Raw genomic sequence first — 21,609 nt, 5'->3', positions numbered from 1 at the left:
ATTCAAAATAAAATTTTTATATTTTATTTAGTTTTTGATAGGCAATATTAATGTGTACATTGATACAGTCGCGTAAGCCTTGAAATAAAAGGAACTGGGCTAAGCAATGTTCATCAAAAGCTATGGATTTATGACAACTAGCCCAAATTCCCCTGGGCGTTTTACTGAAAAGCGTGTTACTACTGTAGAAACACGGACAGTTTCTCAGCTGGACCATGATTTTACACTGGTAGTGGAATTAAAGCTTTGCTAACTACGGAATTTACGTTCAGCCTGTTGGTAAATGTCTACTGGTGTAAACTAAGGTCTTGCTCACTGTGCGCACTGTTTACATCACCAGGCAAGCATTTCACCAATTGATAACTCAACGAGGCCCATGCAACTGCTTTGACGTTATTACGTTGTTAACTGTTAAGCGTTTTATGTTTGGGCTTACTGAAGTTTGGTGATCTGTTGTCTCGATATCTTGATCTGTTTCATCTAAGGAATACGAGGAAAGCGGCATGACCCAAGCAAATACTGTTCTTGAGGACTTGAGGCCCAGAAATGAGCTGGATTCGCTAATCGATCCTGAAGCTGGGAAAACTTTTTCAAGTTCTGAGGAAGATATCCAGGGTGCTAAAGCTGCTAAGGGTGTATCTCGACGTCGTAACTCATCAGCTCAGTCGAAGAAAAAACACTACACCGAAGACTCTATTCGGCTTTATCTCCAGGAAATTGGGCGTATTCGTCTGCTGCGTGCAGAGGAAGAAATTGAACTGGCTCGTAAAATTGCTGACTTATTAGAACTTGAACGGATTCGCGATGATCTGTCTGATGGCATGGACCATGAGCCAGATGATGCTGATTGGGCAGCGGCTGTTGATATGCCACTACCTGCTTTCCGGCGTCGGCTGCATTTGGGGCGTCGTGCCAAAGACAAAATGGTTCAATCCAACCTACGACTGGTTGTTTCCATTGCTAAGAAGTACATGAATCGTGGTCTATCTTTTCAGGATCTCATTCAGGAAGGTAGCCTGGGTTTGATCCGTGCTGCTGAGAAGTTCGACCATGAAAAGGGTTATAAGTTTTCAACTTATGCCACTTGGTGGATTCGTCAGGCAATTACTCGGGCCATCGCTGATCAATCTCGGACTATCCGCTTGCCTGTTCATTTGTACGAAACTATCTCTCGTATCAAGAAAACAACTAAGCTCTTGTCGCAAGAATTGGGTCGCAAGCCAACTGAAGAAGAAATTGCGACTCGGATGGAAATGACTATTGAGAAGCTGCGGTTTATCGCAAAATCCGCTCAGTTGCCTATTTCCCTCGAAACGCCTATTGGTAAAGAAGAAGACTCACGTCTTGGCGATTTCATTGAATCTGACGGTGAAACCCCTGAGGACGAGGTTTCAAAGAGTTTACTGCGCGAAGACCTAGAGGGTGTTCTAAGTACCCTTAGTCCTCGTGAACGGGATGTATTGCGTTTACGCTATGGCTTGGACGATGGTCGCATGAAAACCCTGGAGGAAATTGGTCAGATCTTCAATGTGACTCGTGAGCGAATTCGCCAAATTGAGGCAAAAGCCCTACGTAAGCTACGTCATCCTAACCGCAATAGCGTTCTCAAAGAGTATATTCGTTAGATCTATTTGCCATAGCTAGCTTTAACGGTTTTCAAATCGTTGATTCGGGATTGGAGGTACATCTCCAATCCCAATTTTTTTGGCCATGATCTGGTCATGGTCATTTGCTGGGGCAGCATTGCAAAACCAAGTAGACAAAAAGACTGTTTTGTTGGTACTGTTGTTCTTGTAGGGGTACGTCTGTTCCCTTACGGTTCGTCCTGTGAGTAACCTATGGAACCTCTTACCAACGCTCAAGAGGAGCTTTACAACTGGTTAGCTGATTATATTCGTGAACATCAGCATTCGCCCTCCATTCGGCAGATGATGCGGGCCATGGGGTTAAAGTCTCCGGCACCCATTCAAAGTCGTCTCGATCACCTCAGAAAGAAGGGCTATATTGACTGGAATGAGGGCAAAGCCAGAACAATTCGGATTTTGCAGGGTAGTGGAGTTCCAATCAAAGGGACCATTGCAGCAGGTTCCATGGTTGAAGCCTTTGCAGATGTAGCTGAAGAACGTCTTGATTTATCCTCACTGCCGCTTAAGTCTCGTGACTATGCCTTGCGAGTGCGGGGGGATAGCATGGTCGACGCCCTGATTGATAATGGCGACTTTGTGATTATGCGTCCGGTGGAAGATCCAAATACTGTCAAAGATGGCACTATTGTTGCTGCTCGTGTCGAAAGCGCTACAACGCTTAAGTATTTGTACCGTCAGGGTGATGATGTTGTACTACGACCAGCAAATCCTAACTATGAGCCCATGGTGTATCCAGCTCAAGATGTTGATATTCAAGGCCGTCTCCTGGCAGTCTGGCGTAGCCAAGATTTAATTTAGGCGCATCAGGGCACCTGCGGCTGACCTATGGAGATGTGGCACATACTAACTATCTCAATCTTAGAAAATTAAGCTGGTAGCCCTCATTTCGATGGCTTTGCTCTACTAAACTAGAGGCGCACAGGAGTGAGTAGTAAAGCTATCTATGGTGAATTTGTTAGGGGAATCATGGCAGCGCTGGCGGCTAGTGATTATTGCGATCGCACTAGTATTCATTAGCTTTAGCACAAGTAGTTGCAAACAGCTGCCCCTCACTCCAGGACAATCACCTCTGTCTGCAGAAAACATTCCGCTAGAGTTTGTGCCAAAACAGTCAGTGTTAGCAGGCGTCATCAACACGGCAGCATCGACCGACAAAACATGGGTGAGATCCAATCTTTCTAAAGCCCTACCCCAATCGATCGATGCCTGGTTAACCCCATTAGACATCGACTTTAATCAAGACATTCAACCTTGGTTAGGTAATAATATTGCCTTTGCTATCACTAGCAAAGATCTAGATCGAGATCAAAGCAATGGACGGCAAGCTGGGTATCTTCTAGCGACTGATACAACCGATGGCGAGCAGCTACGTGAGTTTTTAGAACTGTTCTGGCAACGCCAGGCAATTGCTGGCACTAAAACAACCTTAACTACCGTTAGCGGCGTTCCAATTATTGTGGGTTTTCTGCCTACAAGCCAACAGCAGCTAGCGACAGCAGTTGTAGGTGATCATACTTTGCTGATTGCTAATGACGTAAAAGTTTTGCAGCAGAGTCTGCGGGTAGCTCAGTCCCCAAGTTTACAGCTATCATCCCAGGACTGTTGTCATCCTATCTGGCTAAGTTTACGGATTCCGGATTTTGTTGATTGGCTGGGGTTAGCAGCCCCGACCAATTTTGGCTTGATGTCAGCTCCAAAATGGCAGCAACTACATGCAACCACCACATTTTATCCACAAAGATTAGTCATCAATACCCAGCTAACATCCTTAGGTAATTTGCCTCTATCACCGACAAAATCATTAAATATTGACTCATCAGACACCCTAGGTGAATCGCATCAATATTTGCCTGACTCTTTGGCTTGGGCAGCAATAGGACAAGACTTTCCCTCACTGTGGACAAGTTTCTGGGAAGAACTTGCCCACTATGACCAATTACCGCTGCCGTTGCAACAAGGGCAGCAATGGCTCTCAACACAATTAGCCACATCACTTTCAGAACCACTCAGTCAGCTTTTAGCCAGCAATTACGCGATTGGTCAATGGCAAGATGGCAATTGGCTGATAACTGTTATGAATACCAACCCAACGGTGTCAAAACGACTGGATGACATCGCTATGGAGCAAGGTCTGACAGTTAGTCAACTATCGATCATGGGTCAAGCTGTAACCGCCTGGAGTCGATTAAATACACGATTGGACGCTCGAAATCGGGAAACCACAGTGGAAACGGACTTGGTGGTCTTACACACCAAAACCCGTGATTGTGATGTGTTTGCCACATCTATTGACAGCTTGACAGCAGCTCTAAAGGCTTCTAATGATCCCTTATTTGAGACTCAACGATTCCGGTACACGGTACAGCCCATGGATACTCCCAACTATGGATATATGTACGGAACTTTGGATGAGGTTGGGCGTCTTCTATCTAGTAATCGTTGGTTTTCCTTGGTACAGCCTATTTTGCAGCCCTGGAGTCAATCAATTGATGCGATCGCAATAACTAGCTACGAGCAGACAGTCAATCAATCGACCGGAACGGTCTCAATTCTTTTGAAGGATTGAATGTTCCAAACTGTACATAAAACCCAACAGTGAGCAGTTTGACGGACGTGGGGATAGGCACTGCTCTATTACTCTAGTTTAAAGGCCTCGGCCGATGAACCCGGTAAGAGTGCTAGTTTTGAACATCTGTAAAGCTAAACTATAAGTTACTGATATTGAGCTATGACAATCTCTATGGACTTAGGTGTTCATGTAATTGAGCCCAGTGGTATTTTAGACGGCACCCAGACTGCTGCATTTCGTCAGCAGGTGGATGTTGCTCTCGAAAAAGATGCCAAGGTACTGCTTATTGACCTCAAGGACATCACATTTGTGGATAGTTCTGGTCTGGGAGTTCTGGTCGCATGCTTGAAGAATGCCCGCACAGCTGGGTGCAAAATGTATGTATGTTCGATCAACGATCAGATCCGTATGCTCTTCGAACTAACCAGCATGGATCGAGTCTTTGAAATCTTTGAAGATCGGGCAGCGTTTGAAGCAGCCGTCCTCAAATAAGACCATCACATAATAAAGCAATGATTTAATGACCTGCTGATTATCAACAGGTCATTAAATTTATGAAATTAGCACTTTTGCCCAAGTCAATCCGACGATTACTAACTAGATTGATTAGACTAAGACATGAGCGTTCTTAAATCTATTACAAATCTATGGTGCTTTTTGGACTTGGTGGTTTAGGCAAAAAAGCGGCAATGCCGTCCCCTACCGATGCATTGCCAGGCCGTTCCGAAAAAATGCCTGTTCCTAAGCAGCATTACGTTAATGGCAACCCATTACAGCCTCCCTTTCCTGAGGGTATGCAAACAGCTATGTTTGGTCTGGGTTGCTTTTGGGGAGCTGAACGCCGCTTTTGGCAACAAGAGGGCGTCTTCTCAACCGGAGTTGGCTATAGTGCTGGCTACACACCCAATCCGACCTATCGTGAGGTGTGCTCAGGCATGACTGGGCATAATGAAGTAGTCTTGGTCGTGTTTGATCCTAACACTATCAGCTATGAACAGCTGCTGAAGGTCTTTTGGGAAAGTCATAACCCCACCCAGGGTATGCGCCAGGGCAATGATGTCGGCACCCAATATCGGTCCGGGATTTACACTTACTCTCCAGAACAAAAAGCCGCTGCTGAAAAATCGCTATCGCTATATCAGGAATCACTAAGTAAGGCCGGGTACGGTACTATCACCACTGAAATTTTGGATGCCCCCGAGTTTTACTATGCTGAGGACTATCATCAGCAGTACCTGGAGAAAAACCCTGGTGGCTATTGCGGTCTTGGTGGGACCAATGTCAGCTGTCCTATTGGTGTTGGTGTAGCTTCTGATAGCTAATTATTGATCGGACTATCAAAAACATATACGTCCACAAAGAGTTATCGCCGACACATATAGCTCAGCGATAATTTTTTGTGGACGTGGGTCTAGGATGTTATTCCGTGCAGTCTAAAACTGCTTCAGGAAGCGTAAATCACTGGCATAGAGTCGACGAATGTCATCAATCTGACTCTGAACCATGGCTAAACGCTCCACGCCCAAACCAGCCGCAAAACCACTGTAAACTTCTGGGTCATAACCAACAGCCTTGAGCACGTTGGGATCAATCATGCCGCAGCCCAGCACCTCTAACCACTTTCCATTCCATTTCACATCTACTTCAGCCGATGGCTCAGTGAACGGGAAATAGCTAGGTCGCAACCGCACTTCAATATCTCCAAACAGGGCCTCTAAAAAAAGCTGAATAGTGCCTCGCAAATCTGCAAAGGTGATGTTTTTATCGACCGCAAAGAATTCTATCTGGTGGAAGACGGCTGCATGGGTAGCATCCACCGTGTCACGACGGTAGCAACGTCCTGTCGCCAATGCCCGCAGTGGTGGATCATGATTTTCCATGTAGCGAATTTGGGTATTGGACGTATGGGTACGCATCATCTTGCCATTGGGCAAGTAGAGGGTATCCTGCATATCCCGAGCAGGGTGATCAGGCAAAAAGTTAAGCGCTTCAAAGTTATAGTAGTCTTCTTCGATTTCAGGGCCGCTGGCCACTGTATAACCTAACCCCACAAAAATATCGGTAATCTGGTCGATAATGCTGTTGATGGGATGCACTCTTCCCTGGGGCAAATAGGTACCTGGCATAGTCACATCCAGGGTTTCAGCCTCTAGCTGGGCCTGAATTTTGGCATTCTGCAGAGCAGTTTTACGCTCATCAATGCTATTCTGCAATGCTGTCTTGACTTGATTAGCCAGGGCTCCAATGCGAGGGCGCTCTTTGGCAGACAGCTTACCCATGCCACCTAAGATTTTAGAGAGCTTACCTTTTTTACCCAAGTAGCCAATCCGAAATTTATCAAGTTCATCTAGGCTGCCCAGGGTCGCGATCGCATCGCTCGCCTCTTGCTGTAATGTACTCAGTTGCTGCTCTAGGTCGGTGGTCATACTGGCCAAAAGGTTGAAATGGGAGGGCACAAAGAACAGTCTTTAGTCTACACCGAAGTTTTGATTCCCTATGAAACTATTAATCAGCAACGACGACGGTATCTTTGCAGCCGGTATTCGAAGTCTCGCCAATACTCTAGCAACCAGAGGGCACCAAGTTACCGTCGTCTGTCCCGACCGAGAACGCTCGGCCACAGGGCATGGCATCACAATGCACCATCCAATTCGGGCCGAACAAGTTACTTCCGTATACCATCAGAGCATTCAAGCTTGGGCCTGTTCTGGCACCCCAGCCGACTGCGTCAAGCTTGCCCTGGATGCGTTGCTGGATAGTACACCGGACTGCGTTCTATCAGGGATTAACCACGGGGCTAATTTAGGGAATGACGTTCTCTACTCAGGAACTGTATCAGCCGCTATGGAAGGGTTACTAGAGGGGGTGCCCAGCCTGGCTCTTAGTCTAGCCAGTTTTAGCCATTCAGATTTTCAACCAGCAGCTGACTATGCCTGTCAGCTCGTTCCAAGGCTGGCACAACTTGATCAGCCCTTGTTACTCAATCTCAATATTCCACCCATCACTAAATCAACCATCCAAGGTGTTGCCGTGACCCGCCTGGGAGTACGTCGCTATAAAGATCTCTTTGAAAAACGGATTGACCCTCGCGGAAAAACCTACTATTGGCTAGCCGGGGAGGTGATCGAAGAGGAAGATGGTGACATTTCCCATACCTTACCCAATAGTCTCAGTGACGCTCAGAATATGGACTTCATGACTCGCTTTACAACCGATGTGAAGGCCCTCAAAGCAGGTTACATTACCGTTACACCCTTACACTACGATTTGACAGCTTATAGCGACCTCACTGGGCTACAGAATCATTTACCCAAGCCGTGCTCTTACGCCAAAGATCCGACCCCATAGCGCCTACTTTCAATGCAGCTTTGGGAAAACTGGTTTGTAAGCAATATGGCCTAATCTAAAGATGGTCATTCAAAGGCAGATGATGCTGAGAAACCTAGACTAGGATAAAAAAATTAACGGTTACAGATGTGCGCCCTATGGCTTGATCTATCAAGCCAGTCTGGGGTTAAAAGCATTTGACGTGGATTAATAGGTAAGATCACTCCTGATCCTCACGCATTTCTCTAGAAAAAAGGGGGATACGCTAAACTAATGGGTTAAACCGAAGCAGTCAATGGCCATTAGACACATTCGCGGCCCTCACTAACGTCATTATTAGCCACTGATGTCCGACTCGAATACTCAATTTACAATTCACTTCTGGGGAGTACGAGGCAGTATTCCCTGCCCTGGACCTGAAACGGTTCGTTACGGTGGCAATACGTCTTGTATTGAGATGCGGGTTAATGGTGAACGTATAATTTTTGACGGTGGCACTGGCCTCCGAGAATTGGGACAACATCTCCTACATGAAGGCAAGCCTATTCATGCCAGCATGTTTTTCACCCATTCCCATTGGGATCACATCCAGGGATTTCCATTTTTTGTACCAGCTTTTCTACCGAGCAATCAGTTTGAGGTATACGGTGTTATTTCTCCAAACGGAGCAACCATTGAGCAGCGCCTAAACGATCAAATGCTGCACCCTAACTTTCCCGTACCGTTGCAGATCATGCAGGCACAGCTTAAGTTCTGTGACCTTTCTATCGGTGAAACAGTCTCCATTGGCGATATCAATGTGACTAATGCCCTCCTGAATCACCCAGGAGAAGCCGTTGGTTATCGAGTTGAGTGGAATGGCCTGGCAGCTGCCTATGTTACAGACACAGAGCATTTTCCCGAACGGCTCGACGAAAACGTCTTGTATCTAGCCCAAAATGCTGATGTCATGATCTATGACTGCACCTATACCGACGCAGAATATTATTCTGAAACCACCAGCAAGGTGGGTTGGGGGCATTCTACCTGGCAAGAAGCTGTTAAACTGGCCAAAGCAGCCAATGTGAAAAAGCTTGTGGTGTTCCACCATGATCCACTTCACGATGACGATTTCATGGATGAGATTGGCCGCAAAACTGTAGCTGAGTTTCCCAACAGCATTGTTGCCCGTGAGGGAATGATTCTTGATTTAGCTGAGAGTAAAGCCCTCGAACTAGCAAATCGGTAAGAAACGATGAGAATTTGTGATGCTGATACAGATCAGTAGAGTACAATCTGGATGCCCAGAAATCACGTAAAGAAGAGTCATCTTGCTAAACAAGATACAGCTTTAGAGCTTTTCCAGAGTTAATTTAAAGCGGGTGACGCGATTCGAACGCGCGACATTCACCTTGGCAAGGTGACGCTCTACCACTGAGCTACACCCGCGTTTGCCGTGTTTTGACTTTATCTAGGATGCCATAAAGAGATTTTCTTTGTCAAACAAATTCTTGAAAAGAGTTTGTTTTATTTTTTTCTCCTGATTCTGAGGTATCCACGGCAAATCTTGAAAGCTATTTTTCCATTCAGGCTTCTGCTGACTTAGGCAATTGAGGCATCAAACCGGGCATGTCCAGAATATTTGCGGGTTTAGGCAGCTGAGCCATCAGGCTAGACATTTCCAGAGCACTCATGGCGTAGTTCCAACCGAGATTACTCTTAATTCCAGCTCGTTCTAACGCCTGCTGCATGGAGTCAGTGGTCAAGATACCAAATACAACAGGTACACCAGTTTGAAAACCAGCAGCAGCGACGCCTTTAGACACCTCAGCCGCAACATAGTCGAAATGAGGCGTTTGACCACGAATGACCGCGCCCAGACAAATAATGGCATCGTATTGGCCACTGAGAGCTAGCTGTCGCGCAACTAATGCAACCTCAAAGCTACCCGGCACCCAGGCATAGTCCACCTGATTACCGTGGGGGTCTACATTAACACCATGACGCTTCAGACAGTCCTGACAGCCTTCTAATAATTTGTTAGTGACTAAATCATTGAATCGACCGATTACGATTGCAAACTTAGCTGTACTGGCACGGTCAAAACTTCCTTCAAAAACAGTCATGGAGAACTACTCTACTTGCTTAAAAAATAAGGTGGAAGGCCTCAATGACCTTACCACCCAACAGTGAATATTTTGAACTAGTAACTTGAGGTACAGCAGCAAAAAATTAAACTGCTTTCTAAGCCAAGCTTTTAAACCACAAGGTAATTTAGACCACCTACCACAATGACTAAAACTCCCCAGATGATAGAACCTAGAAAAATCAGTCGCTTTGATTGCTCCCAGTTCTGAGGTGAAGCGTAGGCCACGGGAACCCCGATCACCATTACAAAAGACCAAACTACCAGAACAAATAAAAGAAGTTGAAACAGAATAGACATAACGCGCCACTCTCAAGACAGCAAAAGATCTGATACACCATGCCCAGGTGGAAAACCGCCATACTAACTAAGCAGAATTCTACGTCTAGGCTTGGATAAGCCTCTTAATCTACTGATGGTGATACAGTATGGAGCACTGATCGCCCTGTTTAGTAAGCTATCAAACATTAGGCCCTTAACGAAAGCGTTTTGTTTGAATCCCTGAGGATTAATTTTTTTGAACTAATATCTGTCAATTGTCAACAACATATCTGCTGTACGGGCTCATGGATGCATTATGAACTTAATCCTTTGCCACACAACTGCAGATTTTGACACGTTAGGGGCAGCGGTCGGGCTGGCATGTCTCTATCCGGGCAGTCGGATTGTACTAACTGGGGGGGCTCATCCAGCCGTTAAAGCTTTTTTAGCACTACATCGCGATGAGTACCCACTGATTGAACGACGGGCTGTGACCATACCTATGATTCGCTCAATTACGGTGGTGGATACCCATAAACGTAGTCGGGTAGGAGTAGCGGCAGGGTGGATTGAGCATGCGATCGCAGCTCAATTACCCATTACCATTTACGACCACCATACAGAATCTGGTCCTGATATGCCTGGCGAACACCACATTGAGTCCGTCGGAGCGACCACCACCCTTGTGGTTGAAGCTTTACAAAAATCTGACAAGCAAATTTCTTCTACCGAGGCCACAGTCATGGCCTTGGGTATTCATGTAGACACTGGGTCACTGACATTTGCCCAGACTACCCCTCGCGATGCCTATGCCTTGGCCTGGTTGATGGAGCAGGGCGCTAATCAGCGCACCATTGCAGAAGCCGTAGAACATGGTTTGTCAGGAACACTACAAGGATTATTGAGCACCGCTCTAGATACGATAGCAATTGAACAGATCGAGGGGTATGCCGTAGGCACCGTCTATCTGAAAACAACAGATTTTGTCCCAGGTCTATCGGGTTTAGCCAGCCATCTGATGGTGCTGTTAGGACTTGATAGCTTATTGCTAGCAGCCATTTATGAATCTAAAGCCAAACCTCGACTAACCCTAATTAGCCGCACTCGTCCCCAAACTGGCATGAACTGTCGCACATTACTCCAACCCTATGGCGGAGGGGGGCATGTCTGTGCGGCAGCGGCAAATCTTACTACCACTGACCCTGACACCATTTTTAACCAGCTTTGTGAGGCGATCATTCAATCCCATCGCCAATCAGTTACAGCGCAGGATTTAATGTCTTCGCCAGTACGGACAATTCGCCCCACTACTACGGTGACAGATGCCCAGCGCATTTTGCTGCGGTACGGTCATTCTGGATTGTGTGTAGCCAATGACAGAGGCAAACTACAGGGCATTATTTCCAGACGGGACATTGATTTAGCCCTGCACCATGGGTTTAGTCACGCCCCGGTGAAAGGCTATATGACCCTTAACCTCAAAACCATAACGCCCCATACCCCCCTGAGTGACATTCAATCTCTCATGGTCACCTATGACGTTGGCAGACTACCAGTCTTGGATGGGGAGGAACTCGTGGGGATTGTCACTCGTACTGACGTTTTACGACAGATGTACCCACCTCAACCTGTGGATGGGGACTTACTACCAACGCTCAAAACCAACGTCTATGAACGCTTGCAGTCATCACTGCAAGCGTATCCTACGGCGTTAGAATCCGAAAAGTTATGGACCTTATTGACCCACATTGCCCAAGCCGCCCAGCAGCGAGGATGGCACTTGTATGTGGTGGGAGGAGCTGTACGTGATTTGTTGTTAGCTCCTGGGGATACGCTATCCCTCCAGGATATCGACCTGGTAGTGGATAGCTTCCGCTCACCCGTTGTAGAAGGGGCTGGTGTGGTCTTGGCCCAACAGCTGCAAAAACAACACCCAGAAGCTGAACTCCAGGTTCATGGAGAGTTTCAAACCGCTGCCTTGATTTGGCGAGCCAGGGCGGGCAATGTCCCTTTAATGATCGATATTGCCACTGCTCGTACGGAATTTTATCCATATCCAGCGGCTAATCCAGAAGTAGAACCTAGCTCAATTCGCCAGGATCTTTATCGGCGGGACTTTACTATCAATGCTATGGCGATTCGTCTGACGTCGCCACAACCTGGATTACTGCTTGACTTTTTTGGAGGTTCTTTAGATCTTCAACAACGTCAGGTACGGGTGCTCCATGCCAATAGTTTTATTGAGGACCCGACCCGGATTTTTCGCGCTGTAAGGTTCGCAGTCCGCTTAGGGTTTACCATCGATTCCCAAACTGAAACGTTTATTCGCTATGCAGTCGACAGCGGAATTTATGCAGACCTGCAGGCCCAGCAGACCAAAAAGCGAATGCCAGCATTGCAAACGCGGCTCAAAGCTGAACTTACTTATATTTTGCAAGCAGACTATTGGGCACAGTCCTTGGGACTTTTGGACAAGCTAGGAGCCCTAAGCTGCTTGCATCCTAGCTTGACGATTGACTCAGACCTTTGGCAGCAAATGCATCGAGCGGGCCGCTGGCGACAGCGTTTTGTGGAGGAAGTGGGCCAAGATATTGGGGTAGAACCCTGGCTAGTTAGGTTGGAGGTGCTACTGGCTAGGGTAGAGGTGCGATCTCAAATAGCAACCAATCTGCAACTACCTCTAAGTTCTATCCGACGATTAGCACAACTACCAGAAGTTGAAAATACTCTAGTAGCAGAGTTGTGTCATACCAAACATTTTCAACCCAGCTTCATTTATCGAACCCTAATTAACTACGATTTACCCACATTATTACTGATTAGTGTGCGTCGCCCTCGACAAATTGGCACTTACATCTGGCAGTACATTACCCAACTCATTCATACTCGTCCACCCATCAATGGCAATCACCTCAAACAGCTGGGATATCCTCCTGGCCCTCTATATCGAGCAATACTAACCGCACTAACCTATGCAACTTTGGATGGCAATATTACATCCCAAGTATCTGCCGTCGACTATCTCAAACATCATTACCCGCTGACAGACAGCCCATAGATGACAAATAATTCAATCGCTCAACCCCTTGGTACATAGCCCTAATCATCACCCAAGACTAAAAGATACCTGACACCTACCATTGCCATTTCTCCACCGCTATCGATAAAGTTGAATACTGAGGAAATATTAAATTTCATCTCACTGTTAGTGCAGCAATGATTATGGGCTCATCAAGACCCATGCCCTAACCTTTTCGTTCTGACACTCCCTGGCTATTCTACTGAAAGCTTCCTGTGCCCATATGCAGATAACGCCGTCGTCTCTTCAACCAACCGCAAAAGACACACCACCCGGTGCTAGTAAAGTATCCAGGCGGCGATTATTTTTCCTAGCTGCAACAGCGGCTGTTGCCAGCGGTTTAGGGATTGCCCTGGGGGGAACCTTACGGTTTCAAGTAGTACCCGTTAGTCAAGCCCCACTACCGCTCTTTAAACCCCAACAAGATTTTCCTCCATTGGCAGAATGGCCACCTGAAGTACCATCAGCTGACCGCTACAATGACTTTGATACCCGTTGGGAAGATATAGCACCCGCACCTCAGTTAATTTACAACGATCGTCGTAGTGCCGATTTTGACAATCACACTACCAGTGAAGACGATTACGATAGTACAGAATTTAATTCTGAAGTACCCTTAACCCCATCAGAGATTCCCAGCCCTATCCCAGCTAATCTTGGTGAAGATGAAACTCAGGACGTTACAGATGAGTTTTTTGAGGAAGAAAGCCTACCTCCAGTAGTTTCAACTCAAACAGGAAAATTGGAGGGTGAAAGTACGAGCACCCCACAAACAGGTAACCCAGCGTCACTGACGGATACTCCCCCCTGGTTGAATAAACGACCCGCATCAGAATTCCAGTTCACAGAGAGTCCTATTATCATTTCTCCAGAAGATACCCCTCCGTTAAATAACGTCCTGTCAGATTGACACCAAACCAGCTAGCTTAGAAAAAGTTTCTAACCGCAAAAAAAATTTGTAGGTTTAGCTATTTGCACTCAGGTAGTCTTAAACCATGGGTATAATGTCGCTTAGATATCCGTAATTTTTTTATGAGCAATCCAACGCTGCAAGCGTTCTTTCTAGGGCGTGCCTTAGCAACGGCTATCGGTGAAAAGCTCGAAGAGGCCATCACCACCGGTATGAGTGGAGTCGGTCGATTCGATGCCGAACAAAGGGAACGGCTACATCAATTTGTCGAAGAGGTTTTTGAACAAGCTCAGTCTTCCCAAACAGGACTAGCGGATACAACAGCTGACCCTAGCTCAGGTGAGGACTTGCAGGCAACGATTGATAACCTACGAGCTGAAATTGCCCAGGTGCGAGTTGCTTTACAGCAGTATCGTTCTTCCTGATACACCTAAAAACATACGGCCAAGACTTAGATCAAGATTGCTAGCCGTTTCAAATTCACAGTTCTAACATGCCGCTGGCCATCTAGGAGACTGCGTGTCTACAGTTCCCAACACAACCGATCAGCCTTTGCTAAGTGAGCGTCCTGATGACCACTCGCTTAGTGAGTTAGGGAGCCTTAGCAACCCTGAATTATCGCTAGTTAATCCGACAAGTTCTAATCCGGCGACAGTTCATTTTGTCGATAAGCAGCTGAGTATTCCAATAGAAAAGCGTTACCGCTGGAATCGACGTTACAGTCGTCCAGAGCGATTTATTGATATTTGGTCATTTTTTCTGACCATGCTTGGTAAACGCTGGCTCTATGGCAAGTCCTGGAGCTACGCGGGAGGCATGTCTGCTGAGAAGCAAGCAGCGCGACGACGGGCTCAAGCTCGATGGATTCGGCTCAATTTTCTAAATCTTGGCCCCACATTCATTAAGCTAGGGCAGCTGTTTTCTACACGCTCGGATTTGTTTCCGACTGAATATGTAGAAGAGCTCTCTAAGTTACAGGATCAGGTTCCTGCTTTTAGTTACGAGCAAGCTAAGGCCATTATTGAGGCTGATTTAGGTCGTCCCGTAGAAGAGCTTTACAAAACCTTTGACCCAATTCCATTGGCAGCGGCCAGCTTAGGACAGGTCCATCGGGCCCAGTTACATTCGGGAGAGGAAGTCGTTGTTAAGATTCAACGTCCTGGTTTACAGCGTCTCTTTAAAATCGACCTGTCTATTCTGAAAGGAATTGCCCATTACTTTCAGCGTCATCCTGAGTGGGGTAAAGGGCGAGATTGGATTGGTATCTATGAAGAATGCTGCCGTATTCTTTGGTTAGAAATTGATTTTTTGCATGAGGGGCGTAATGCAGATACATTTCGCCGTAACTTTCGTGAGATCGAGTGGGTTAAAGCTCCTCGCATCTATTGGCGCTATGCGTCACGTCGCGTGCTGACCTTGGAATATTTGCCAGGGATTAAAATTAGTCATTATGAGTCTTTGGAAGCTGCTGGGTTAGACCGGCAACGCCTTGCGCAGTTGGGAGCACAAGCTTACTTACATCAGCTGCTTAATGATGGTTTTTTCCATGCTGATCCGCATCCTGGCAATATCGCTGTGAATCCTGATGGTGCCCTTATCTTTTATGATTTTGGCATGATGGGTCATATTCAACCGATTACGCGTGATGGACTGATGCATACTTTTATGGGGGTTTCTCAGCGCAACGCTGATATGGTGATGACATCTTTAATTGAGTTAGGGGCCCTAACAGAAACTGAAGATATGGGCCCTGTACGTCGCTCAATTCAGTACATCTTGGATAACTTGATGGACAAGCCATTTGAGGAACAGTCCATTACCGCTATCAGTGATGATTTGTATGCTGTTGCGTATGATCAGCCATTTCGCTTCCCAGCAACCTTTACATTCGTGATGAGAGCATTTTCTACACTTGAGGGTGTAGGGAAAGGTCTAGATCCAGAGTTTAACTTTATGGAGGCTGCAAAACCGTTTGCCAATCAACTTATGTCTAATGTCTCTAATTCTTCTAGTAATGGACTCATTGGTGAAATCGGTCGCCAAGCTGCTCAAGTAGGTAGCTCAGCATTTGGGTTACCAAGACGAATTGAGGATTCATTGGATCGTTTAGATCGAGGTGATATTCGTGTCAGAGTGCGCTCTATTGAGACCGATCGGGCTATTCGACGTCTGAGTAGCATTAATCTGATGACAAACTATACTCTGCTCTTGGGCACGTTTACCCTATCGGCTACCCTCTTGTTGATTAGTCAACTACCATGGGTTGCTTTGGGTATGATGTTACCGGCAATTGCTGCAGGAATAGCATTAATTCGCTCTTTGATGAGTCTTGGTCGAGCTGACCGCATGCCATAGTTTCTTTTTTATGCCTAGATGCTTTATGCAACGCTTTTTTGCCGGTTTAACAGATCCAGGATTGCTAAGAACTAGCAATCAAGATGCTTATTATCTGGATGATTTAGGCCGGTTCTTTGTAGTTGCTGATGGTATGGGGGGACACGCTGGCGGTCAGGAAGCTAGTCGTTTGGCTACAGAAACGATTTATCAATATTTGAATGAGCATTGGGATAGCTCAGAAGCGCCAGACGTAATGCTGCGAAAGGCGTTTATTGCAGCTAACGATGCCATTTTGAAAGATCAATATCACCACCCTGAACGATCAGATATGGGAACAACTGCTGTGGCTGTCATGTTTCGAGACAATGACAAACAGCCATGGTGTGCGCATGTCGGAGATTCCCGTCTCTACCGTTTACGAGGAGCTAAACTCGACCAGATTACAACCGATCATACTTGGGTTGCCAAAGCCATTGAAGAGGGTGAATTGACAGTGGATGAATCGAAGCATCATCCATGGCGACATGTGCTCTCCCAATGTTTAGGAAGAGAAGATCTGAGTCGGATCGATATTCAGGCACTGGATGTATCTGGGGGTGATCGTCTCCTGTTATGTAGCGATGGGTTAACAGAAGAACTTTCTGATCCGCTCATCGCCACTCATTTGAAGAGTATTCGTTCGTGCCCAACGGCAGTTGAATCGCTGGTTGACGCAGCCAACCAGCGGGGAGGGCGAGATAACATCACGGTAGTAGTGGTAGCTTTTCAAGACTAATCAGTCCCAATTGTTAGATGATGAGGATGGAGTAGAGCCGGATGTTTAAGTGTGCGCTAGTCTGTACTGATTTTGAGGATAGTTTGCAGCGGCTGATCAAGTTTGTCCCTGATTTGGTACAGTCTGGCCTTGAAAAAGTAGTTTTTTTCCATAATGTTGCGCTGACAACTGAGCGTGAAATCCCCAAAGTTGATGATGAAGCCGTGGTTCAAGCTAAACAAAAGCTGGCCAACGCTAGTGAAGCTATACTTCCTGAGCATAAGTCAGTTGTCATTGATGTGCGCTCAGGGCGAATTATTGACAATATTTCAAAGGCAGCACGCTGCTATGACGCTGATGTATTACTTTTAGGTACACCAACCCGTTCCTTACTCACAGAAAAAATTTTTGGGAGTACTACAACGGGAATTGCTAATCAACTTGATGTGCCGCTGGTAATTTTGCGCCCTCAACTGGTGGCAACTTATCGAGATCAGGAGCTGGCCTTACGGTGTCAAACTCTATTTGAACATCTTTTGGTCCCCTACGATGGTAGCAACAGTGCTAAGCATTTAGTATCGCAGATTAAGACGGCAGCTCAGATAAATGAGCACCCGAAGCAATGTACGCTTTGCTGGGTGATTGATGAGTGTATTCGGGTAGAGCTGAGAGAATCTAAAGAGCAGGTTCAGACACAGCTGGATGAAGTCAAAGCAGACTTAGAACTGGCAGGTATAGAGGTATTTACTGAGATTCGTGAGGGTGACCCCCAGCCTGAAATTTTAAAATCTGCAGAGATCAATGATATTTCTGCGATCGCGATTTGCTCAGGTAAATCAAAGGGAATTTTGAAATGGTCTGTACCTAGCTTTACAAGCGCCTTATTGCGTTCAAGTTGGCATCCCGTCATCCACTTTCCTCATTCCTCTAGTTAAGTATCCATTTAAATTCTGAACCATAACGATTTTCATTCTGAATGTCATCAATTCAGATTTTGTCGTTACTGATTTAGAGGATGCACCGAGCTGGAGAAATGCCATTCACCTGTATCTTGTAGATGCAATCATTCCGAGGATCAGCAACGCCCAGATTTTTTCGATGCCTTAGCTCACACGTTGAGCCCATGACTGACTAGGAAAAAGCCATTTTCAAGTATCAGAGTGCATCGCCTTAAAGCTCATTAACATTTGCGGCTTCAAATTATCATTGAGCTCTTTTCTAAGCACACGTTTACTATCCTGAGGCTGACCAACTGGCACTATTGAACGTCCCATCAATACCCACTCTTTCAGAAGCTTTTGTTGAAGCAGTGAAACATGGAGACGACGAAAATCTATAAACGGATTAGACGCTTCCTTAGCGAAGAATAAAACTCGATAGATGCCTGTTTCTCCCAAATGCCAAATTAATTTCTGATTAACATTTTTTTTAAGATCCAGATAGCTAGATAACCACCTTGGTCCCTGATTTTTACTGTAAAACGCCGTAACCCACAGCACCATTGGATAGGGATTACGAACACATAAAAAGTTGTTAGAACTAGTATTACCAATTCGTTGATCAATTTCTTGTGCCCCCAACATTGCCCAAAGCGTGGGTAACTGACGATTACTCATAACCAGCAGTTTAGGAAAAGAAATTTCAGCAACAGGTGTATTTTTATTTTTAGGCCATACCTGCTGTCGACAAAATCGATCTTCCTCAGAGTCATTAGGAGGAGCTGGCCGAAGTACGACCGGCAGTTCCTGAAGCGTCCCTCTAATCTGTTTGCCAAGATCAATTGACCTACCAAACCGATTTTCTAGCGGGGCTAGATTCCCCAATAGGTCGCTGACACTACTAGGTCGTTGAGACCGATCCTTAGCCAAACAGCTAATAATTGTATCTTTGAGCAGCTTGGGCAAGGAGCCATAGGGGGATAACCCATCTAATGGAATCGGGTCTTGGTCACAATGGGCTTTGTACCAGCCGCCAAATGTATTGTGGCTGGGGCGAAAGGGCAAAGAGCCTGTGAGCATTTGATACATCATGACACCCAAGCTGTAGATATCAGAACGCCGATCTAGCTCTTGTCCTTCCATTTGCTCTGGCGACGCATAGGCCAACGTCCCCATAAAACTACTGGTTTGCTCACTATTATCAGCCTGGATTAATTTGGCAATGCCAAAATCCAAAATCTTGACCAGCTCCCCTACGCTGGCACTTTGGGTGACTAAAATATTGCTAGGTTTAATATCTCGATGAATGATGGGAACCAATTGCCCATTCAGGATAATTCCTTTATGGGCACTCTCCAAACCCAAACAGATTTGTCGAATAAAATCGAGAAATCGCGGGATTGGCAAGGGGTTTGGCTGAATCACCTGGCCTAAATTTTTTCCCTTTAAATACTCCATAACGTAAAAGGGAATTTCGTCATCGGTCACCCCATAATCTGTAACCCTGACGACATGCATACTGTTGTTTCCCAGCTGAGCACAAGTCATTGCCTCATGCATAAACCGCTGATTCATTTGCTGATTCAGCAAGGTTTGAGCCAAAAACTTGACAGCGACAGGTACGCCTCCTAGTAGCATGTCTTCAGCCAGATAAACTTTTCCCATCGAGCCTTGACCGATGGGGTCCATCAACTCATAACGGTTAGCAAGTCTACGACCAAAATTATTGTCTGTCATCTAACGCTGCGGTTCTAAGCCAATAATACATAGCACTGTCCGAAGTCAGAGGAACCTCCAACCTATCAGCCATAGTAGCTATGAAACAGAGAAAATCCTTTTTGCTCAGGCATTCGCTATAAGCATTGATTTGGCTATAGATGAAATTATCAATGCCCTGTTTGTATCGTACTGGAACTAAAAGTTCTGTAACCGTTCCTAAAGTACCCGATTTATTTTAGGTAACCCCAAGCATCAACCAGAGTGATTTTAGTGGTCACCACAGCATTTTAGGTTTGAGCTTATGATTTAGCTCCTTCCTGAGAATATCTTTACTATCTTGCGAACTTCCTACTGAGATGGTTGCACGCGCTCTTAGAACCCACTCCTTGAGCAGTTTTCGCTGAGGTGATGCGATATGCAGACGGCGGGAAGCAATAAATTGGTTAGGAGTGTCTTTGGAGAAGAATAGTACTCGATAGCTACCATTTTCACCTAGGTACCAGATAATTTTCCCATGACTAGGGTTTTTGAGATCCAGATAACTGGATAGCCATCTAGGCCCTTGAGCCTTACTATGAAACGCTGTCACCCAAAGCACCATAGGGTGTGGATTAAGCGTACATAAGAAATTGTTGTAACCGGTGTTGCTAATACGCTGCTCAATTTCTTGAGGCGATAGCATTACCCAAAGTGTCGGTAACTGACGCTTTCCCATGATCAGAAGTTTAGGAAAAACAATCTCTGCAACAGGTTTATCTGGTGGCCATCCTTGTTGTCGATAAAATCGATCTTCCTCAGACTCTATGGGGGGCGCTGGTTCGGTCTCTTCTTTCGGAGCTATGGGAGATACAATAGAGCCCTCAAGGTGCGCAAAAAGTTCACTAACGCTACCAGGGCGTTGGGAGCGCTCCTTGGCCAAACAGCTCATCACAGCGTCTTTAATTCGCACAGGCAAAGCACCATAGGGGGATAACCCATCTAATGGTGTTGGCTCCTGGGAACGGTGCGCTTTATACCAACCGCCAAATGTATTACTGCTAGGGCGTAATGGTAAAGATCCTGTGAGCATTTGATACATCATGACACCTAAGCTATAGATGTCAGAACGTCGATCTAGCTCCTGCCCTTCCATTTGCTCTGGTGATGCATAGGCCAACGTTCCCAGAAAACTACTGGTTTGTTCGCTAATGCCTACCTGTATCAGTTTTGCAATGCCAAAATCCAAAATTTTGACCAGCTCCCCTACACTGGCACTTTGGGTGACTAAAATGTTACTGGGTTTAATATCTCGATGAATGATAGGAACCAGTTGCCCCTCAAGGATAATCCCCCTGTGGGCAGTGTCTAACCCCAGACAGATTTGCCGAGTAAAGTCAAGAAATCGTTTAACCGGTAGAGGATGTGACTGCAGAACCTGACCCAGGTTTTTCCCTTTGAGATATTCCATAACGTAAAAGGGAATCTCATCATCAGCTACGCCATAGTCTGTCACTCTAACAACATGTATGCTGTTGTTGCCTAGCTGCGCACAGGTCATGGCCTCATGCATAAATCGCTGGGTCATTTGCTCATTCAGCAGGGTTTGAGCCAAAAATTTAACAGCGACGGGCACGCCCCCTAAAAGCGTATCTTTAGCCAAATAGACTTTTCCCATGGAACCTTCACCGATGGGATCCATCAGCTCATAGCGATTGGCAAGTCTACGACCGGAGTTATTGTTTGTCATCTAACGCTGCGGTTCTAAACCAACAATACGGCCACTGAGATGATTGAGCGGTTGTGGGAAACCATGTTGATTCAACGAATGAGGCCTTTATCCTTATCCTAGAGGGTAAAAAGTCGCAGTTTTTTATTAGCTAAGTACCAAAAAATAAATGCGATGGGATGCTCAGTCCATCTATGAATACATTCAGCTCAGCTATTGCCAGGGTGAATTTGACAGTA

The 21,609-nt window shown here is 46.0% G+C and carries 18 protein-coding genes and 1 tRNA gene; 13 read left to right on the top strand and 6 right to left on the bottom strand.

Going from position 1 to position 21,609, the window contains the following annotated elements:
- The first annotated feature begins 503 nt into the window (after positions 1-503).
- From rpoD to msrA, 5 genes are all read left to right on the top strand, one after another.
- Positions 504-1,625 carry an RNA polymerase sigma factor RpoD gene (gene rpoD, locus N836_RS56795; RefSeq protein WP_023073766.1) on the top strand — a complete coding sequence of 374 codons (1,122 nt, stop codon included), beginning with the start codon at positions 504-506 and terminating at the stop codon, positions 1,623-1,625.
- 213 nt (positions 1,626-1,838) lie between these two features.
- Positions 1,839-2,444, top strand: a complete 606-nt coding sequence (gene lexA / locus N836_RS56790) for a transcriptional repressor LexA (protein WP_023073765.1) — start codon at positions 1,839-1,841, stop codon at positions 2,442-2,444.
- Positions 2,445-2,589: 145 nt separating this feature from the next.
- The gene (locus N836_RS56785; RefSeq protein WP_023073764.1) at positions 2,590-4,212 is read left to right on the top strand and encodes a DUF3352 domain-containing protein; all 1,623 of its coding nucleotides are present in this window, start codon (positions 2,590-2,592) and stop codon (positions 4,210-4,212) included.
- A 162-nt stretch (positions 4,213-4,374) separates the two neighbouring features.
- Positions 4,375-4,707, top strand: a complete 333-nt coding sequence (locus N836_RS56780; protein WP_235071117.1) for an STAS domain-containing protein — start codon at positions 4,375-4,377, stop codon at positions 4,705-4,707.
- A gap of 155 nt (positions 4,708-4,862) precedes the next feature.
- The gene (gene msrA / locus N836_RS56775; protein WP_023073762.1) at positions 4,863-5,537 is read left to right on the top strand and encodes a peptide-methionine (S)-S-oxide reductase MsrA; all 675 of its coding nucleotides are present in this window, start codon (positions 4,863-4,865) and stop codon (positions 5,535-5,537) included.
- 111 nt (positions 5,538-5,648) lie between these two features.
- Here msrA and pheS read toward each other — a convergent pair whose 3' ends face one another.
- Positions 5,649-6,641 (bottom strand): phenylalanine--tRNA ligase subunit alpha, encoded by a 993-nt coding sequence (pheS, locus tag N836_RS56770; protein ID WP_023073761.1) that lies wholly within the window; start codon positions 6,639-6,641, stop codon positions 5,649-5,651.
- A gap of 70 nt (positions 6,642-6,711) precedes the next feature.
- Between pheS and surE the strand changes: the two genes are divergently transcribed.
- Positions 6,712-7,563, top strand: coding sequence for a 5'/3'-nucleotidase SurE (gene surE, locus N836_RS56765; protein ID WP_023073760.1), 852 nt, complete (start codon positions 6,712-6,714; stop codon positions 7,561-7,563).
- 325 nt (positions 7,564-7,888) lie between these two features.
- On the top strand, positions 7,889-8,770 hold the full coding sequence (locus N836_RS56760) for an MBL fold metallo-hydrolase (RefSeq protein WP_023073759.1): 882 nt from the start codon (positions 7,889-7,891) through the stop codon (positions 8,768-8,770).
- Positions 8,771-8,898: 128 nt separating this feature from the next.
- Here N836_RS56760 and N836_RS56755 read toward each other — a convergent pair.
- The 3 genes from N836_RS56755 to psbZ form a co-directional block, all read right to left on the bottom strand.
- Positions 8,899-8,970 (bottom strand) — tRNA-Gly (locus tag N836_RS56755).
- A 137-nt stretch (positions 8,971-9,107) separates the two neighbouring features.
- Positions 9,108-9,647: a 6,7-dimethyl-8-ribityllumazine synthase gene (ribH, locus tag N836_RS56750; protein WP_023073758.1), complete on the bottom strand. Its 540-nt coding sequence runs from the start codon at positions 9,645-9,647 to the stop codon at positions 9,108-9,110.
- 131 nt (positions 9,648-9,778) lie between these two features.
- The gene (gene psbZ / locus N836_RS56745; protein ID WP_023073757.1) at positions 9,779-9,967 is read right to left on the bottom strand and encodes a photosystem II reaction center protein PsbZ; all 189 of its coding nucleotides are present in this window, start codon (positions 9,965-9,967) and stop codon (positions 9,779-9,781) included.
- Between the two features lie 277 nt (positions 9,968-10,244).
- Here psbZ and N836_RS56740 point away from each other — a divergent pair, with 277 nt between their 5' ends.
- From N836_RS56740 to N836_RS56715, 6 genes are all read left to right on the top strand, one after another.
- The gene (locus N836_RS56740) at positions 10,245-12,986 is read left to right on the top strand and encodes a CBS domain-containing protein (protein WP_023073756.1); all 2,742 of its coding nucleotides are present in this window, start codon (positions 10,245-10,247) and stop codon (positions 12,984-12,986) included.
- A 244-nt stretch (positions 12,987-13,230) separates the two neighbouring features.
- The gene (locus tag N836_RS56735; protein WP_023073755.1) at positions 13,231-13,917 is read left to right on the top strand and encodes a hypothetical protein; all 687 of its coding nucleotides are present in this window, start codon (positions 13,231-13,233) and stop codon (positions 13,915-13,917) included.
- A 122-nt stretch (positions 13,918-14,039) separates the two neighbouring features.
- Complete coding sequence (locus N836_RS56730) at positions 14,040-14,342, top strand: DUF6825 family protein (RefSeq protein ID WP_023073754.1); 303 nt, start codon at positions 14,040-14,042, stop codon at positions 14,340-14,342.
- A 94-nt stretch (positions 14,343-14,436) separates the two neighbouring features.
- On the top strand, positions 14,437-16,272 hold the full coding sequence (locus N836_RS56725; RefSeq protein WP_023073753.1) for an ABC1 kinase family protein: 1,836 nt from the start codon (positions 14,437-14,439) through the stop codon (positions 16,270-16,272).
- A 25-nt stretch (positions 16,273-16,297) separates the two neighbouring features.
- Positions 16,298-17,029, top strand: a complete 732-nt coding sequence (locus N836_RS56720; RefSeq protein WP_031293155.1) for a PP2C family protein-serine/threonine phosphatase — start codon at positions 16,298-16,300, stop codon at positions 17,027-17,029.
- Between the two features lie 41 nt (positions 17,030-17,070).
- Positions 17,071-17,943 carry a universal stress protein gene (locus N836_RS56715; RefSeq protein WP_023073751.1) on the top strand — a complete coding sequence of 291 codons (873 nt, stop codon included), beginning with the start codon at positions 17,071-17,073 and terminating at the stop codon, positions 17,941-17,943.
- A 213-nt stretch (positions 17,944-18,156) separates the two neighbouring features.
- Here N836_RS56715 and N836_RS56710 read toward each other — a convergent pair whose 3' ends face one another.
- The gene (locus N836_RS56710) at positions 18,157-19,683 is read right to left on the bottom strand and encodes a serine/threonine protein kinase (protein ID WP_023073750.1); all 1,527 of its coding nucleotides are present in this window, start codon (positions 19,681-19,683) and stop codon (positions 18,157-18,159) included.
- A gap of 256 nt (positions 19,684-19,939) precedes the next feature.
- Positions 19,940-21,391 (bottom strand): serine/threonine protein kinase, encoded by a 1,452-nt coding sequence (locus tag N836_RS56705; protein WP_023073749.1) that lies wholly within the window; start codon positions 21,389-21,391, stop codon positions 19,940-19,942.
- Between the last annotated feature and the right edge of the window lie 218 nt (positions 21,392-21,609).

It is taken from the genome of Leptolyngbya sp. Heron Island J, from assembly GCF_000482245.1.
In the GTDB taxonomy this organism is placed as follows: domain Bacteria; phylum Cyanobacteriota; class Cyanobacteriia; order Phormidesmidales; family Phormidesmidaceae; genus Leptothoe.
Note: the sequence above shows the minus strand (reverse complement) of the source record. Positions and strands in the feature narration are given on the sequence as shown.

Excerpts from the sequence above, each read along its gene's own strand:
- rpoD (WP_023073766.1), top strand. The coding sequence starts at position 504 with ATGACCCAAGCAAATACTGTTCTTGAGGACTTGAGGCCCAGAAATGAG.
- lexA (WP_023073765.1), top strand. The coding sequence starts at position 1,839 with ATGGAACCTCTTACCAACGCTCAAGAGGAGCTTTACAACTGGTTAGCT.
- N836_RS56785 (WP_023073764.1), top strand. The coding sequence starts at position 2,590 with ATGGTGAATTTGTTAGGGGAATCATGGCAGCGCTGGCGGCTAGTGATT.
- N836_RS56780 (WP_235071117.1), top strand. The coding sequence starts at position 4,375 with ATGACAATCTCTATGGACTTAGGTGTTCATGTAATTGAGCCCAGTGGT.
- msrA (WP_023073762.1), top strand. The coding sequence starts at position 4,863 with ATGGTGCTTTTTGGACTTGGTGGTTTAGGCAAAAAAGCGGCAATGCCG.
- pheS (WP_023073761.1), bottom strand. The coding sequence starts at position 6,641 with ATGACCACCGACCTAGAGCAGCAACTGAGTACATTACAGCAAGAGGCG.
- surE (WP_023073760.1), top strand. The coding sequence starts at position 6,712 with ATGAAACTATTAATCAGCAACGACGACGGTATCTTTGCAGCCGGTATT.
- N836_RS56760 (WP_023073759.1), top strand. The coding sequence starts at position 7,889 with ATGTCCGACTCGAATACTCAATTTACAATTCACTTCTGGGGAGTACGA.
- ribH (WP_023073758.1), bottom strand. The coding sequence starts at position 9,647 with ATGACTGTTTTTGAAGGAAGTTTTGACCGTGCCAGTACAGCTAAGTTT.
- psbZ (WP_023073757.1), bottom strand. The coding sequence starts at position 9,967 with ATGTCTATTCTGTTTCAACTTCTTTTATTTGTTCTGGTAGTTTGGTCT.
- N836_RS56740 (WP_023073756.1), top strand. The coding sequence starts at position 10,245 with ATGAACTTAATCCTTTGCCACACAACTGCAGATTTTGACACGTTAGGG.
- N836_RS56735 (WP_023073755.1), top strand. The coding sequence starts at position 13,231 with ATGCAGATAACGCCGTCGTCTCTTCAACCAACCGCAAAAGACACACCA.
- N836_RS56730 (WP_023073754.1), top strand. The coding sequence starts at position 14,040 with ATGAGCAATCCAACGCTGCAAGCGTTCTTTCTAGGGCGTGCCTTAGCA.
- N836_RS56720 (WP_031293155.1), top strand. The coding sequence starts at position 16,298 with ATGCAACGCTTTTTTGCCGGTTTAACAGATCCAGGATTGCTAAGAACT.
- N836_RS56715 (WP_023073751.1), top strand. The coding sequence starts at position 17,071 with ATGTTTAAGTGTGCGCTAGTCTGTACTGATTTTGAGGATAGTTTGCAG.
- N836_RS56710 (WP_023073750.1), bottom strand. The coding sequence starts at position 19,683 with ATGACAGACAATAATTTTGGTCGTAGACTTGCTAACCGTTATGAGTTG.
- N836_RS56705 (WP_023073749.1), bottom strand. The coding sequence starts at position 21,391 with ATGACAAACAATAACTCCGGTCGTAGACTTGCCAATCGCTATGAGCTG.